This is a genomic window from Streptomyces sp. NPDC107471 (assembly GCF_055582845.1).
The window spans coordinates 236,832-252,088 of record NZ_JBVJPC010000008.1; the positions used below are offsets into that span (position 1 = coordinate 236,832).

12 protein-coding genes are annotated in these 15,257 nt (G+C 70.6%); 8 read left to right on the plus strand and 4 right to left on the minus strand.

Going from position 1 to position 15,257, the window contains the following annotated elements; all coding sequences use genetic code 11:
- Positions 1 to 7: 7 nt before the first annotated feature.
- Entirely contained in the window at positions 8 to 2,146 is a 2,139-nt protein-coding gene (gene glgX / locus ACZ66S_RS26905; protein WP_469904095.1) for a glycogen debranching protein GlgX, read from the minus strand.
- A 2-nt stretch (positions 2,147 to 2,148) separates the two neighbouring features.
- On the minus strand, positions 2,149 to 2,643 hold the full coding sequence (locus tag ACZ66S_RS26910; RefSeq protein ID WP_469904096.1) for a pep a2: 495 nt from the start codon (positions 2,641 to 2,643) through the stop codon (positions 2,149 to 2,151).
- 297 nt (positions 2,644 to 2,940) lie between these two features.
- On the opposite strand from ACZ66S_RS26910, the gene ACZ66S_RS26915 reads away from it, so the two are divergent.
- The 6 genes from ACZ66S_RS26915 to ACZ66S_RS26940 all read left to right on the plus strand — a co-directional run bounded on the left by ACZ66S_RS26915 (position 2,941) and on the right by ACZ66S_RS26940 (position 11,802).
- On the plus strand, positions 2,941 to 3,240 hold the full coding sequence (locus ACZ66S_RS26915) for a DUF5133 domain-containing protein (protein ID WP_053848081.1): 300 nt from the start codon (positions 2,941 to 2,943) through the stop codon (positions 3,238 to 3,240).
- A 74-nt stretch (positions 3,241 to 3,314) separates the two neighbouring features.
- Positions 3,315 to 5,291, plus strand: a complete 1,977-nt coding sequence (locus ACZ66S_RS26920) for an alpha-1,4-glucan--maltose-1-phosphate maltosyltransferase (RefSeq protein WP_469904097.1) — start codon at positions 3,315 to 3,317, stop codon at positions 5,289 to 5,291.
- Positions 5,288 to 7,006, plus strand: a complete 1,719-nt coding sequence (treS, locus tag ACZ66S_RS26925) for a maltose alpha-D-glucosyltransferase (RefSeq protein WP_469904098.1) — start codon at positions 5,288 to 5,290, stop codon at positions 7,004 to 7,006. The genes ACZ66S_RS26920 and treS overlap by 4 nt, the downstream gene beginning before the upstream one ends.
- 26 nt (positions 7,007 to 7,032) lie before the next feature.
- On the plus strand, positions 7,033 to 8,394 hold the full coding sequence (locus tag ACZ66S_RS26930; RefSeq protein WP_469904099.1) for a maltokinase N-terminal cap-like domain-containing protein: 1,362 nt from the start codon (positions 7,033 to 7,035) through the stop codon (positions 8,392 to 8,394).
- 3 nt (positions 8,395 to 8,397) lie between these two features.
- Positions 8,398 to 10,605, plus strand: coding sequence for a 1,4-alpha-glucan branching enzyme (gene glgB, locus ACZ66S_RS26935; protein ID WP_469904100.1), 2,208 nt, complete (start codon positions 8,398 to 8,400; stop codon positions 10,603 to 10,605).
- 108 nt (positions 10,606 to 10,713) lie between these two features.
- Positions 10,714 to 11,802 (plus strand): glutamate--cysteine ligase 2, encoded by a 1,089-nt coding sequence (locus ACZ66S_RS26940; protein WP_469904101.1) that lies wholly within the window; start codon positions 10,714 to 10,716, stop codon positions 11,800 to 11,802.
- Between the two features lie 3 nt (positions 11,803 to 11,805).
- On the opposite strand, the gene ACZ66S_RS26945 is transcribed toward ACZ66S_RS26940, so the two are convergent.
- Positions 11,806 to 12,039, minus strand: coding sequence for a DUF6480 family protein (locus ACZ66S_RS26945; RefSeq protein ID WP_469904102.1), 234 nt, complete (start codon positions 12,037 to 12,039; stop codon positions 11,806 to 11,808).
- 152 nt (positions 12,040 to 12,191) lie between these two features.
- Here ACZ66S_RS26945 and ACZ66S_RS26950 point away from each other — a divergent pair, with 152 nt between their 5' ends.
- Both ACZ66S_RS26950 and ACZ66S_RS26955 read left to right on the plus strand, forming a co-directional pair.
- Entirely contained in the window at positions 12,192 to 14,096 is a 1,905-nt protein-coding gene (locus tag ACZ66S_RS26950; protein ID WP_469904103.1) for an AMP-dependent synthetase/ligase, read from the plus strand.
- Between the two features lie 152 nt (positions 14,097 to 14,248).
- Positions 14,249 to 14,653: an ATP-binding protein gene (locus ACZ66S_RS26955; RefSeq protein WP_053848058.1), complete on the plus strand. Its 405-nt coding sequence runs from the start codon at positions 14,249 to 14,251 to the stop codon at positions 14,651 to 14,653.
- A 15-nt stretch (positions 14,654 to 14,668) separates the two neighbouring features.
- Here ACZ66S_RS26955 and ACZ66S_RS26960 read toward each other — a convergent pair whose 3' ends face one another.
- Positions 14,669 to 15,028, minus strand: coding sequence for a PRC-barrel domain containing protein (locus tag ACZ66S_RS26960; RefSeq protein WP_469904104.1), 360 nt, complete (start codon positions 15,026 to 15,028; stop codon positions 14,669 to 14,671).
- Positions 15,029 to 15,257 lie beyond the last annotated feature (229 nt).

Here is a 15,257-nt window from a genome sequence, read left to right on the forward strand (position 1 = left end):
TCACGCTTCACGAACCCCCGCGGGACGGTCGCGACAGCAGGACCATGCTGCGGGCCTCCACCGTCATCTCCGTGCCGGACTTGTGTTCGGCCTCGTCGGCGCCCTGGGGCTCGGACGTGTCCAGCACCGTCGTCCAGCGTTCGCCGTAGGCAGGGTCGGGGAGGCGGAAGTCGACGGGCTCCCAGTGGCCGTTCAGCAGCAGCAGGAAGGAGTCGTCGACCACCCGGTTCCCCCGCGCGTCGGGCTCGGCGATGGCGTCGCCGTTGAGGAAGACCCCGACCGCGTGCGCGTCGGAGCGCTGCCAGTCCTCCTCGGCCATCTCGCGGGCGTCCGGCAGCAGCCAGACCAGGTCGGGCAGCGGCTGCCCGGCGTGCGTCACGGTCTCGCCCCGGAAGAACCGGCGCCTGCGCAGGACGGGATGCGCCGCGCGCAGACCGATCACGTGCCGCGTGAAGTCGGCGAGTTCGCGCTGCTCCCCGGACAGCTCCCAGTCGATCCAGGAGATCTCGTTGTCCTGGCAGTAGGCGTTGTTGTTGCCCCGCTGCGTCCGGCCGAGTTCGTCGCCGTGGCAGAGCATCGGGATGCCCTGGGACAGCATCAGCGTGGCGATGAAGTTGCGCTGCTGGCGGGCCCGCAGCTCCAGGATCGCGGGGTCGTCGGTCTCGCCCTCGGCCCCGCAGTTCCAGGACCGGTTGGTGCTCTCGCCGTCCTGACCGTCCTCGCCGTTGGCCTCGTTGTGCTTGTCGTTGTACGAGACGAGGTCGCGCAGGGTGAAACCGTCGTGCGCGGTCACGAAGTTGACGCTGGCACGCGGGCGCCGCCGGCTGTGCTGGTACAGGTCGGACGAGCCGGTCAGCCGTGAGGCGAACTCACCGAGCGTGTGGGGCTCGCCCCGCCAGAAGTCCCGTACGGCGTCCCGGTACTTGCCGTTCCACTCCGACCACAGCGGGGGGAAGTTGCCGACCTGGTAGCCGCCCTCCCCCACGTCCCAGGGCTCGGCGATCAGCTTGACGCGGCTGATCACCGGGTCCTGCTGGATGAGGTCGAAGAACGCCGACAGCCGGTCCACCTCGTGGAACTGCCGGGCCAGGGTGGCCGCGAGGTCGAAGCGGAAGCCGTCGACGTGCATCTCGGTCACCCAGTACCGGAGCGAGTCCATGATGAGCTGGAGCACGTAGGGATGCCGCATGAGCAGGCTGTTCCCGGTGCCGGTGGTGTCGTAGTAGTGCTCCCAGTCGCCGTCCACCAGCCGGTAGTACGAGGCGTTGTCGATGCCCCGGAAGGAGAGTGTGGGCCCCTTCTCGTTGCCCTCGGCGGTGTGGTTGTAGACGACGTCGAGGATGACCTCCAGGCCGGCCGCGTGCAGCGCCTTCACCATCGCCTTGAACTCGGTGACCTGCTGTCCGCGGGTGCCGTGGGCGGCGTAGGCGTTGTGGGGCGCGAAGAAGCCGATCGTGTTGTAGCCCCAGTAGTTGGCCAGGCCCCGGTCCTGGAGCACCCCGTCCTGCACGAACTGGTGCACCGGCATCAGCTCGACGGCGGTGACGCCGAGCGAGGTCAGGTGGTCGATCACCGCGGGGTGCGCGAGACCGGCATAGGTGCCGCGCAGTTCCGGTGGGACGTCCGGGTGGGTGCGGGAGAGCCCGCGGACGTGGGCCTCGTAGATCACGCTGTCGGCGTAGGGCCGGCGGGGCGGCCGGTCGTCGCCCCAGTCGAAGGCGGGATCGGTGACCACGCCGAGCATGGTGTGCCCGGCGCTGTCGGCCTCGGGGGTGTGCAGCGAGGGGTGGCTGTCGACCTGCCCGTCCACCGCTTTGGCGTACGGGTCGAGGAGCAGCTTCGACGGATCGCACCGGTGGCCGAACGACGGCTGCCAGGGTCCGTGCACCCGAAAGCCGTACCGCTGGCCCGGTCCGACGCCCGGCACGAAGCCGTGCCAGACGAATCCGTCGACCTCCGTCAGCGGGACGCCGGTGTGGGCGCCCCGCTCGTCCACCAGCACGAGTTCGACACGCTCGGCGACCTCGCTGAACAGGGCGAAGTTGGTGCCCTCTCCGTCGAACGAGGCGCCCAGCGGGTAGGGGTGCCCGCTCCAGGCCGGCACCCGCTTACCGTTCCCGTCCGGCTTCTTCCTGGACGACGCCATGCTCAGCACCCGCCGTCGGCGGTCGCGGCGGCCAGGGCCGCGACCGGCATCTCGCGGGGCACCTGGAGCACCTCCCGCAGGCTCGGGGCGGGGGCCGTCGGCACGAGCGGGACGCGCTCACCGGCGCGGGCCCGCTGCGAGAACCAGATGACCTTGCTGCCGGTGTCGGTGGCGCAGCAGCCCCAGCCGTCGCTCATCGCGGCGATCCGTTCCAGGCAGGCGCGCAGGTCCAGGTCCGGGCGCAGGTCGCAGTCGTTCTCGGCGACGGCGGTGATGAGGTGCTGGCCGTTCCACCACAGCTCGATGGAGGTGTTCTTGTCCCTCGCGTGCTCGTCGATGGCCTTGAGCAGGAGTTCGGCACCGCGGCAGACGGGCTCGACCAGGGTCTCCAGGTCCCAGAGCCGTAGGTGGGCGGCCAGGATGCGCCTGACCTGTCCGACCCGTTCCGGGCTGACCTCCACGTCGAGGTGGTAGTAGCAGGGCACTGCGGTCTTCATCGTCGCTCCTCACCGGCGAAGCTCCCGCTCCCTCCCGATCCCCGCGGGACCGGGCCCCGTAAGCACGGAGCGTGAGCGCTGATCGCTTCAGAGTCACTCCAGAGTGGGAGTGCTACGCCATTCGTGCAACACGAGCGACCAGCGAGGTAGTTGAAGAACCAACAAGACGCTGAGTCGTCACACGTGCACCATGAGTGAAGATCTCTTGAATCCCGGATCTTCTTGAGCCCTGGATCTTCCCGAGCCCGGACACTTCCGCGCCCTGGATCCTCCCGAGTCCGAAAGGTGAACGGCGCCATGCTGCTACCGGCCAAAGCCGAAGTCGCCCGGCAACTGCGGCGCTATCGCGCCTGGGAGCGGGTCATGCTCGCCTCCCCCGCCGACCGCGACGTCCGGGCCACCTTCGAGGACTCGGGCTACACGCTGTGCGTGCTGATGGGAAAGCGCTGTGCGCGTGAGGCGGCCGAGGCGGCCGAGCGCTATCTCAGCAGCAGCGTGGTGGCCTACCTCCAGGAGCAGAGCGACCTCCCCCGGGCGGGTGCGGTCGCCAGACGTGGTCCGCCGAGGGCCGCGGAACGTTCCCCCGCGGGGAGGTAACCCCTTCCGGCGCAGCTTGGACCCCCGGCCGGGCGCAGTCAGCGCCCGGCCTCGAGCACGGCGGAGGCGAGAGCATGAGTTCCACCCCGGTCATCGGCCGCATCCCGGTTCGGGACGTCCGCCCTGCCGTCGATTCCGGCAGACGCCCGGCGAAGGCGGTCGTGGGAGAGACCTTCGAGGTCACCGCGACGGTGTTCCGCGAGGGCCATGACGCGGTCGCCGCGAACGTCGTCCTGACCGACCCGGAAGGGCGGCACGGCCCCTGGACGCCGATGCGGGAACTGTCCCCCGGCAGCGACCGCTGGGGTGCGGAGGTCACCCCGGACGTCGAGGGCCGCTGGACGTACCGCGTCGAGGCATGGAGCGACCCGGTCGGCACCTGGCGCCACGTCGCCCGCATAAAGGTTCCCGCGGGCCTCGACACCGGGCTGGTCCTGGAGGAGGGCGCGGAGCTCTACACCCGGGCGGCGGCGGGCGTCCCGGAGGGACCACAGCACGCGGTGCTGGTGGCCGCGGCGCAGACACTCGCGGACGACTCCCTGCCGGTCGCCACCCGTCTGGCGGCAGCGCTGACTCCGGACGTGGACGCGGTCCTCGCCCGTCATCCCTTGCGGGAGTTGATCACGGCGTCGGAGTCGTTGCCGCTGCTGGTGGAGCGGGAGCGGGCGTTGTTCGGGTCGTGGTACGAGTTCTTCCCCCGGTCGGAGGGCACTCCGGAGCGGCCGCACGGCACGTTCCGTACGGCGGCGCGCAGGTTGCCGGCGATCGCGGCGATGGGTTTCGACGTGGTGTATCTGCCGCCGATCCACCCGATCGGCACCACGTTCCGCAAGGGCCGCAACAACACGCTGTCCGCGGGGCCCGAGGACGTGGGGGTGCCGTGGGCGATCGGCTCGCCGGAGGGCGGCCATGACGCGGTGCACCCGGATCTGGGCACGATCGAGGACTTCGACTGGTTCGTGCAGGAGGCGGCCGGCCAGGGGCTGGAGATCGCGCTGGACTTCGCCCTGCAGTGTTCGCCGGACCATCCGTGGGTGCACAAGCATCCGGAGTGGTTCCACCACCGCCCGGACGGGAGCATCGCGTATGCGGAGAACCCGCCGAAGAAGTACCAGGACATCTACCCGATCGCCTTCGACGCGGATCTGGAGGGGCTGATCGCGGAGACGTGCCGGGTGCTGCGGCACTGGATGGGGCACGGGGTGCGGATCTTCCGGGTGGACAATCCGCACACCAAGCCGGTGGTGTTCTGGGAGCGGGTGATCGCCGACATCAACGCCACCGACCCGGATGTGATCTTCCTTGCGGAGGCGTTCACCCGGCCGGCGATGATGCACACCCTGGCCCAGATCGGTTTCCAGCAGTCGTACACCTACTTCACCTGGCGCAACAGCAAGCAGGAGCTGACCGAGTACCTGACGGAGCTGTCGGAGGAGGCGGCCTCCTACATGCGGCCGAACTTCTTCGCCAACACCCCCGACATCCTGCACGCCTTCCTCCAGCACGGCGGCCGGCCCGCGTTCGCGCTGCGCGCGGTGCTGGCCGCCACGCTGTCGCCGACCTGGGGCATCTACTCCGGCTACGAACTCGCCGAGAACACCCCCCTGCGCGAGGGCAGCGAGGAGTACCTCGACTCGGAGAAGTACCAGCTCAAGGCCCGCGACTGGGACACCCCGGACTCCCTCGCCCCCCTGATCACCCAGCTCAACACCATCAGACGCCGCCATCCCGCCCTCCAGCACCTCCGCAACATCCGCTTCCACCACACCGACAATGACTCGGTCATCGCCTACAGCAAGCGCACCGGCGACGACACGGTCCTGGTGGTCGTGAACCTCGACCCGCACCACACCCAGGAGGCGACGGTCTCGTTGGACATGCCGCAACTCGGCCTGGAAGGGCACGAGTCCCTGTCCGTGCACGACGAACTGACGGGTGAGACCTACCACTGGAGCAGAAACAACTACGTGCGTCTGGAGCCCGGCCGGGCACCGGCGCATCTGTTCCAGGTCCGCAGGTCGGCGCCGCAGATCGGAGGATCCACAGCGTGACTGTCAACGAGCCCGTCCACGACACCTTCGAGGACACCCCGGCCAAGGACCGGGACCCCGACTGGTTCAAACGCGCGGTCTTCTACGAGGTGCTGGTCCGCTCCTTCCAGGACAGCAACGGCGACGGCGTCGGCGACCTCAAGGGCCTGACCGCCAAACTGGACTACCTCCAGTGGCTCGGTGTCGACTGCCTGTGGCTGCCGCCCTTCTTCAAGTCACCGCTCAGAGACGGCGGGTACGACGTCTCCGACTACACCGCCGTCCTGCCGGAGTTCGGCGACCTCGCCGACTTCGTGGAGTTCGTCGACGCCGCCCACCAGCGCGGCATGCGCGTGATCATCGACTTCGTCATGAACCACACCAGCGACCAGCACCCGTGGTTCCAGGAGTCCCGCAAGGACCCCGACGGCCCCTACGGCGACTACTACATGTGGGCCGACGACGACAAGCAGTACGAGGACGCGCGGATCATCTTCGTCGACACCGAGGCCTCCAACTGGACCCACGACCCGGTCCGCGGCCAGTACTACTTCCACCGCTTCTTCTCCCACCAGCCGGACCTCAACTACGAGAACCCGGCCGTCCAGGAGGAGATCCTGGCCGCCCTCCGCTTCTGGCTCGACCTCGGCATCGACGGCTTCCGCCTCGACGCCGTCCCCTATCTGTACGCGGCCGAGGGCACCAACTGCGAGAACCTGCCCGCCACGCATCAGTTCCTGAAGCGGGTGCGGCGCGAGATCGACGCGATGTACCCGGACACGGTCCTCCTCGCGGAGGCGAACCAGTGGCCGGAGGACGTCGTCGACTACTTCGGCGACTACCAGGCCGGCGGCGACGAATGCCACATGGCCTTCCACTTCCCCGTCATGCCCCGCATCTTCATGGCCGTGCGCCGCGAGTCCCGCTACCCGATCTCCGAGATCCTCGCCAAGACCCCGGCGATCCCGCAGAACTGCCAGTGGGGCATCTTCCTGCGCAACCACGACGAGCTCACCCTCGAAATGGTCACCGACGAGGAACGCGACTACATGTGGGCCGAGTACGCCAAGGACCCACGGATGCGCGCCAACATCGGCATCCGCCGGCGCCTGGCCCCCCTGCTTGACAACGACCGTGACACGATCGAGCTGTTCACCGCCCTGCTGCTGTCCCTGCCGGGTTCGCCGATCCTCTACTACGGCGACGAGATCGGCATGGGCGACAACATCTGGCTCGGCGACCGGGACGCCGTCCGCACCCCCATGCAGTGGACCCCCGACCGCAACGCGGGCTTCTCCACGGCCGATCCGGGCCGGCTCAACCTGCCGATCATCATGGACCCGGTCTACGGGCACCAGGTCACCAATGTCGAGGCGTCGATGGCCTCCCCGTCCTCCCTGCTGCACTGGACCCGCCGGATGATCGAGATCCGCAAGCAGAACCCGGCGTTCGGCCTCGGCACCTTCACCGAACTGCAGTCCTCCAACCCGGCGGTGCTGGCCTTCCTGCGGGAGTACGAGGACGACCTGGTCCTGTGTGTGAACAACTTCTCCCGGTTCGCGCAGCCCACAGAACTGGACCTGCGTGAGTTCGACGGCCGGCACCCGGTCGAGCTGTTCGGCGGAGTGCGCTTCCCGGCCATCGGTGAACTGCCGTATCTGCTGACCCTCGGCGGGCACGGCTTCTACTGGTTCCGGCTCTCCCGAGTCGCATCCCGCATCGGCCGACGCCTTTGAGCGTGCCGACGAAAGGACGCGTCACCATGCCGAAGACCGCACCCCTCAGCCCCAGACCCGCGCCCGCGGCCGATCTCATGGCCTCGCTCGGTGAGCTGCTGCGCCAATGGCTGCCGCGGCAGCGCTGGTTCGCGGGCAAGGACCGGCCCGTGAGCGAACTCGGTCTGCTGTCGATGACCGAGCTGTTCCCGGGCTGTCTGCACCTGCTGGTCCACACGGGTCACGGCGGGGTGCCCGCGCCCGGCGGCGGCGCCCCGAACGGTGACTGCTACCAGTTGCTGCTCGGGGTGCGCAAACACCTCTCGCCGCGGCTGGGCCGCGCCCTCATCGGCCGCGTCGAGCAGGGCCCCCTGGCCGGACTCACGGTGTACGACGCCCTGCACGACCCGCGCTCGGCCCAACTGCTGCTGGAGCGGCTGCGGCAGCCCGGCACGGCCGGCCCGCTGCGCTTCGAGCGGGCCCCCTCGGTACCGGTGCCCGCCGGGCTCCCGCCGCGGCTGCTGGACGCCGAGCAGTCGAACTCCTCACTGGTGTACGGCGACGAGTTCATCCTGAAGGTCTTCCGCCGCATCCAGCCCGGGGTCAATCCGGACCTGGAGGTGCCGGTCGCGCTGGCCGGACAGGGCTGCCGCCGGGTGCCGGCGCCGGTCGCCTGGTTCCGCACCACGCATCCGCAGGAGGCCACGCTCGGCGTGCTCCAGCCGTATCTGCGCGACGCGTCCGACGGCTGGGCGCTGGCCCTGCAGGCCCTCGCCTCGGGTGACGACTTCACCGTGCAGGCGCACGAGCTCGGGCGGGCCATGGCCGAGGTGCACCTGGCCCTGGCCGCCGCCTTCCCCGGCAGCGGCCACGACGACAACGGCGCCACCGCGGCCGCGATGACCGAGCGCCTCGACTCCGCCGCGCACAGCGTGCCGGCGCTGCGGCCCTTCGTCCCGGGCCTGCGCAACGCCTTCGGTGCACTCGCCACCTGCGACTCCGGACCGCCCGCCCAGCGCGTCCACGGCGACCTGCACCTGGGTCAGGTGCTGCGGGCCGGCCGCGAGTGGTTCGTCATCGACTTCGAGGGCGAGCCGTCGCGCCCGCTCGCCGAGCGGTGCACCGCCCAGTCCCCGGTGCGGGACATCGCCGGCATGCTGCGCTCCTTCGACTACGCGGCCCGGCAGCGCCGGCCCTGGCGCCCGGAGTGGGCGCGCCGCTGCCGGGAGGCCTTCTGCGGGGGCTACGCCGCCCTCGCCGGATGGGATCCACGCAAGAAGCACGGCCTGCTGCGCGCCTACGAGACCGACCGGGCCGTCTACGAAGTCCTGTACGAGGCACGACACCGCCCTGACTGGCTGCCCGTGCCGATGGCGGCGATCGAACGCCTCGCCGTGAGAGGAGACTGAGCCGTGGCCCTGCGCGACACCACACTGCCCGAGCCGTCCGGACCGGCGCGCTGTGCCCCGGCACCCGCGCTCGACCCCGCGGACCGGGGCCGGCTGCTGGCCGGCGCCCACCACGACCCGCACGCCCTGCTGGGCGCCCACCCGGCCGCGGAGGGGGTCGTCTTCCGGACCCTGCGCCCCTTCGCCCGCGGGGTGAGCGTCGTGATCGACGGCGAGCGCCAACGGCTGGCCTCGGAGGGGGACGGCCTCTTCTCCGGTCTGCTGCCCCTCGACGCGATCCCGGACTACACCCTGCTGGTGTCGTACGCGGACGGCGAGCAGGAGGTGCACGACCCCTACCGCTTCCTGCCCGCGCTTGGCGAGACCGACCTCCACCTCATCCGGGAGGGCCGCCACGAGCAGCTCTGGAAGGCACTCGGCGCGGAGCCGATGACCCACCAGGGGGTGACCGGCACCCGCTTCACGGTCTGGGCGCCCAACGCCCAGGGCGTCCGGGTGGCCGGGGAGTTCACCTTCTGGGACGGACAGGCGTTCCCGATGCGCTCGCTCGGCTCGTCCGGGGTGTGGGAGCTGTTCCTGCCGGGGATCGGCGAGGGCGCCCGCTACAAGTTCGAGATCACCTCGCGGTACGGCGACCGGTTCCTCAAGGCCGACCCGATGGCGCGCGCCACCGAGGTGCCGCCCGCGACCGCGTCCGTGGTGACCGCCTCGCACTTCGAGTGGGACGACCAGGAGTGGATGGCCCGGCGCGGCGAACTCCCCGTGCACCAGGCGCCGTTCTCGGTCTATGAGGTCCATCTGCCGTCCTGGCGACAGGGCCTGACGTACCGTGAGCTCGCCGAGCAGTTGCCCGCCTACGTCAAGGACCTGGGCTTCACCCACGTCGAGCTGATGCCGGTGGCCGAGCACCCCTTCGGTGGTTCCTGGGGCTACCAGGTCACCGGGTTCTACGCGCCGACCTCCCGGCTGGGCACGCCCGACGACTTCAAGTACCTCGTCGACGCGCTCCACCGGGCCGGTGTCGGTGTGATCATGGACTGGGTGCCGGCCCACTTCCCCAAGGACGACTGGGCGCTGGCCCGGTTCGACGGGGACCCGCTGTACGAGCCGGGAGACTCCCGCCGTGCCGAGCACCCGGACTGGGGCACGTACGAGTTCGACTTCGGACGCGTCGAGGTGCGCAACTTCCTGGTCGCCAACGCCGTGTACTGGTGCGAGGAGTTCCACATCGACGGGCTGCGGGTCGACGCGGTCGCCTCGATGCTCTACCTCGACTACTCGCGCGACTCCGGACAGTGGAGCCCCAACGTGTTCGGGGGCCGGGAGGATCTCTACGCGGTCGCCTTCCTCCAGGAGATGAACGCGACCGTGTACCGCCGGGCGCCGGGTGTCGTCACGATCGCCGAGGAGTCCACGGCGTGGGACGGCGTGACCCGCCCCACGGACAGCGGGGGCCTGGGTTTCGGCCTGAAGTGGAACATGGGCTGGATGCACGACTCCCTCGGCTACATCAGTCATGAGCCGGTGCACCGCAAGTACCACCACAACGAGATGACCTTCTCGATGGTGTACGCGTACAGCGAGAACTACGTCCTGCCGATCTCCCACGACGAGGTCGTCCACGGCAAGCAGGCGCTGGTGTCCAAGATGCCGGGCGACTGGTGGCAGCAGCGCGCCAACCACCGCGCGTACCTCGGCTTCATGTGGGCACACCCGGGCAAGCAACTCCTGTTCATGGGCCAGGAGTTCGCCCAGGGCGCCGAGTGGTCCGAGGCGCACGGCCCGGACTGGTGGCTGCTCGACCCGGCGTACGGCGCCGAGGCCGACCACCGGGGCGTCCGTGACCTGGTCCGCGACCTGAACACCGTCTACCGGGCGACTCCCGCCCTGTGGGAGCGCGACACCGACCCCGGCGGCTTCCGGTGGGTGGTCGGGGACGCGGCCGAGGACAACGTCTTCGCCTTCCTGCGGTTCGACGCGGCGGGCCGCCCGCTGCTCGCGGTCTCCAACCTCTCCCCCGTCGTGCGCGAGGACTACCGACTCACCGTGCCCGAGGGTCTCCCCCTGTGGCAGGAGTCCCTCAACACGGACGCCGAGCGGTACGGCGGCGGTGACGTCGTGCGGCGCGACCCGGTCAAGGCGGAGGACGGGGAGCTGCGGCTGACCCTGCCGCCGCTCGCGACGGTGTGGCTGGTCCCGGTGCCCGACTGAGTCCGCAGGCGACGCGGAGGTGTCCGACCGGCCCCCAAGGGGCAGTCGGGGTCGTACGAGAACCAGCATCCTCGTCGTCGCCGAGGGCCACAGAAAGGGCTGCATCACGTGCGCACCGTGGGAGTGGAGGAGGAACTCCTCCTGGTCGACCCCGAGACCGGCGAGCCGCAGGCACTGTCCGCGGCCGTACTCGCGCGGGCCGAGCAGGACGAGCAGGACCAGGACGTCTTCGAGAAGGAACTGCACAACCAGATGGTGGAGTTCGCCACCCACCCGCAGTCGAGCATGGACGAACTCCGCGCGGAGATCGGGCGCTGCCGCAAGGAGGCCGCCCGGCTGGCCGGTGACAGCGGCTGTGCGGTGGCCTCGCTGGCCACCTCCCCGCTGCCCGTCAGCCCCTCCGTGGGGGTCGGCCGGCGCTACCAGTGGATGGCGGATCAGTACGGCATCGCCACCCAGGAGCAGCTCGTCATGGGCTGTCATGTGCATGTGTCCGTGGAGTCGGACGAGGAGGCCGTCGCCGTCGTCGACCGCATCCAGCCCTGGCTGACCGTGCTGGCCGCGATGAGCGCCAACTCGCCCTTCTGGCAGGGCAAGGACACCGGTTACAGCAGTTACCGCAGCCGGGTGTGGCAGCGCTGGCCGTCGGCCGGCCCGACCGAGCCCTTCCGCTCGGCGGAGCGCTATCACCGGCGGGTCGCGGACATGGTGGCGACCGGCGTCATCCTGGACGAGGGAATGATCTACTTCGACGCCCGGCTGTCCCGGAACTTCCCGACGGTGGAGATCCGGGTCTCGGACGTCTGTCTGCAGGCGGACACCGCGGCGCTGCTCGCGACCCTCGCCCGCGGGCTGGTGGAGACGGCCGCGCGCGACTGGCGGGCGGAGCGGGAACCGGTGACGCACAGCGTGAGCCTGCTGCGCCTCGCGGCCTGGCGGGCCGCCCGCTCGGGGCTGTCCGAGGAGCTGCTCCACCCGGCGACCATGCACCGGATGCCCGCGGAGACGGTGGTGCGGGCCCTGCTGGAGCACATCGAGGACGCCTTGGCCGACAGCGGCGACCTGGAGCAGGCCCGAGCGTCCTGCGCCGAACTGCTGCGGCACGGCAACGGCGCCCGGGTGCAGCGTGACCTGCTGGAGCGCACCGGCAGCCTGCGGAGCGTGGTCACCGAGTGCGTGAAGCTGACCCAGTCGTAGGTCTCACAGGGCCAGGACGATCGCGTACACCAGGAAGAACGCGGCGACGAGGACGACCAGGAGCAGGATCAGGGCCAGCGGCCCCTTGGCCCAGCCCCTGGTCGGGGCGTGCGTCTCCCGGGGGCCGGCCTCGGGCATGCTGCTCTCGGCGGGCGGGGTCTCGCCCGGGGGTACGCCGCCGCCCGGTTCCAGTCCGGTGGTGCGCTCGGGTTCGGGATCGGGGTTCGTGTAACTCATGCGGTCCGAGTGCCCCGATCTCGACGAGATCACGGGTGACCGCTTACTTCCGTATTCCAGGTACCACTCGCTCGCGCCTGGGCTAGATTCGAGCACCGCGGTTGACCCAGCTCGTCCGCGCAGTCACAGCTCGTACACGTCAGGAGCAGCGCATGCGCGACTTCGCCCTCGCTCCCCGGACCCTCTCGCGCTCCAGCGGCGGTCTGGCCGACAGTGTGTTCGAGCGGGCGGAGCTGGAGCCCGCCCTGCCGGTGCTGGCCCGCCGCCCCGAGGGCTCCTCGGGAGGCTGGCAGAAGGTCACGGCCGTCCAACTGCGGGACGAGATCGTGGATCTCGCGAAGGGACTGGTCGCCTCCGGGATCTCGCCCGGCCACCGGGTGGCGATCATGGCGCGCACCCGTTACGAGTGGACGGTCCTCAGCTACGCGCTGTGGACGGTCGGCGCCGAGGTCGTCCCGATCTATCCGACGTCCTCCCGCGAGCAGGTCGAGTGGATCCTGCGCGACGCCGCCTGTGTGGGCGTGGTGGTGGAGGACGAGCAGGCGGTCATGACGGTCGGCTCGGTGTGCGCCTCGCTGCCCCGGCTGCGGCACGTCTGGCAGCTCGACGCGGACGCGCTGGCGGACCTGACGGAGCGGGGCCGGACCATCCCGCTCGCCACGGTCGAGTCGCTGCGCCGGATCGTGCTGCCCGACTCCACGGCGGTCGTCGCCTACACCTCCGGCACCACCGGCCACGCGCTGGGCTGCGCCCTCAGCCACAGCGGCCTCGCGAGCCCGGTCGACACCCTCCTCGAAGGCTGGCGCCAGATCACGGCGGCCCCCGGGGAGCAGCCGTCGGTCCTCGCCTTCCTGCCCTTCTCCCATGTGTACGGCCTCATGATCCAGGGCGTGTGCATCCGCGGCGGTCTGCTCATGGCCCACGAGCCCGACCTCGGCGAGGAGGCGCTGGCGGCCTCCCTGCAGTCCTTCCGCCCCACCTACTTCTACGCCGTGCCCTCGGTGTTCGAGAAGATCTACAAGAACTTCCTGCGCGCCTCCCAGCAGGCGGGCCGCGGCGCGCTGTTCGAGCGGGCCGCCGACACGGCCCGCGACTTCGCCCTGGCGTGCGAGCGGCAGCGGCTGGGCGAGGGCCCCGGCCCCGGGTTCGACCTGCGGCTCCAGCACGCCCTGTACGAGCGGACGGTGTACCGCAGACTGCGGGCCGCGCTGGGCGGCCGGGCCCGCCGGGCCACCTCGGGCGGCTCCACCCTCAACCGTGAACTCTCCCTCTTCTACGAGGGCATCGGGATCTACGTCCACGACGGGTACGGCCTCACGGAGACCTGCGGCGGCATCACCATGCAGCCGCTGGGCCGGGAGAAGTCCGGGACCGTGGGCCGTCCGCTGCCGGGCGTGGATCTCCGGGTGGCGGACGACGGGGAGATCCTGGTGCGCGGGCCGTCGGTCTTCCAGGGCTATGTCAACGACGAGGCCGCGACCCGGGCCGCGCTGTACGGCGGCTGGCTGGCGACCGGGGACCTCGGCAGGCTGGACGCCGACGGCTATCTGACGATCACCGGCCGCAAGAAGGACATCATCGTCACCGCCAGCGGCAAGAGCGTGGCCCCGGCCGCCCTGGAGCACCGGCTGAGGATGCATCCGCTCGTCCACCAGGCCGTGGTGGTGGGCGACAACCGGCCCTGCGTGGGCGCCCTGCTCACCCTGGACCCGGTGTTCCTGGCGCACTGGCGCGGAGTGCTGGTGGCCCAGCAGGACCCCTCGGCGCGCGAGGCCCGGGAGGAGAACGCGCTGCGGGAGGAGATCGCGCGGGCGGTGGCCGCCGCCAACAGCACGGTCTCGCGCTCGGAGTCGATCCGGGTGTTCCGTGTGCTGCCCGAGCCGTTCGACCTGGCCAACGGCCTGCTGACGCCGTCGATGAAGCTGCGCCGGGACGAGATCGTGCGCCGGTACGCGGCCGAGATCGACGCGATGTACCAGGCCCGCTCGGCCGGTGCCCGGCGCAGCTCGACGGAGGACTTGCTGAGCTGGGACGACTCGGACAACGTGTTCCGGTGAAACCTCGCCCGCCGAGCGCGTTCCCGAAGGTGAGGACGATTGGGCGGCCTGCCCTCGGGAACACGGCTCATTGGCGACGTGAGAGAGTACGACAACCCGCTGACGCCGGGCCGTGAGAGCGGCTCGGCACCGAGCCGCATTGGGACGAGACACTGACTTCCGAGGCGATTCCGAGCCGCACCACCCGTTTCGCGGGCGAGCCGCAATGCGTGACGGGTGCGCGGCTCGCCGCTGAAGAATTCCTGGACGAACTCGGCGAGAGCGTGCCGCCCGCGACCCCTGAGCACTGGGACGACATCCTGCTCGTGGTCACGGAACTCGCGGCCAACGCCGTCCAGTACGCCCCCGGGCCCTTCGTGCTGCGCATGCGCCGCACCTTCGACGGCGTGCACGTGACGCTGCGCGACACCAACCCGACACCGCCGGCCCCCCGTTCCTTCGATCCGCGCACGGGCGGCGGCGGCATCGGCTGGCACCTGGTCCACGCGCTGTGCGACCAGGTCAGCGTGGTGACGGACGAGCGCGGCAAGGACGTGCACGTCTTCCTGCCGTGGTGACCCGCCCCGCTCGCGTCAGGCGGTGGCCGTGAGCCCCAGGTAGTAGGCGCCGACCGCCGCGAGGTACTCACGGTCCCTGGTCTCGCTGTCGGTGCGGAAACGGGGGGCCGCCTTCACCTCCGACCCGGTGCAGGCCAGCGTGATCCGCCGGGCCTCGGTGTCGACCCGGGTGACGACGCCCACCGGGACCAGCACACTGCGGCCGAAGATCCAGACCCCGGTGTCGACGACGAGGTGCGCCAGGCCGTCGGGGGCCGCCTCCCGGTCCACGTGTCCGATCGTGCCGTCGCTCGCGACGACGCTGAAGTCCGTCAGGTCCTGTCCCTCGACGTATCCGCTGTCCGGCGCGTACGACCAGATTCTGTCGGTGGTCACGCTGCTCCTTCCCTCCCGAGCGCTGCGTGGATCCCGCCTCCTCGGTGCGGGCGGGCCCACAGCACCCAATACCCTTCTGCCGCACACGCATTCGGCGACCGGCACCCTCACAAGCGGTTTCCCCGCGTCCGGTCCGCGCACCTCCTTCACCTTTCTCCCGGTGCACTTTCAAGCCAGGACGGGCAAGGTGGTCATCGACGCATTCGTCGCGCCCGCACGGGCACACGAA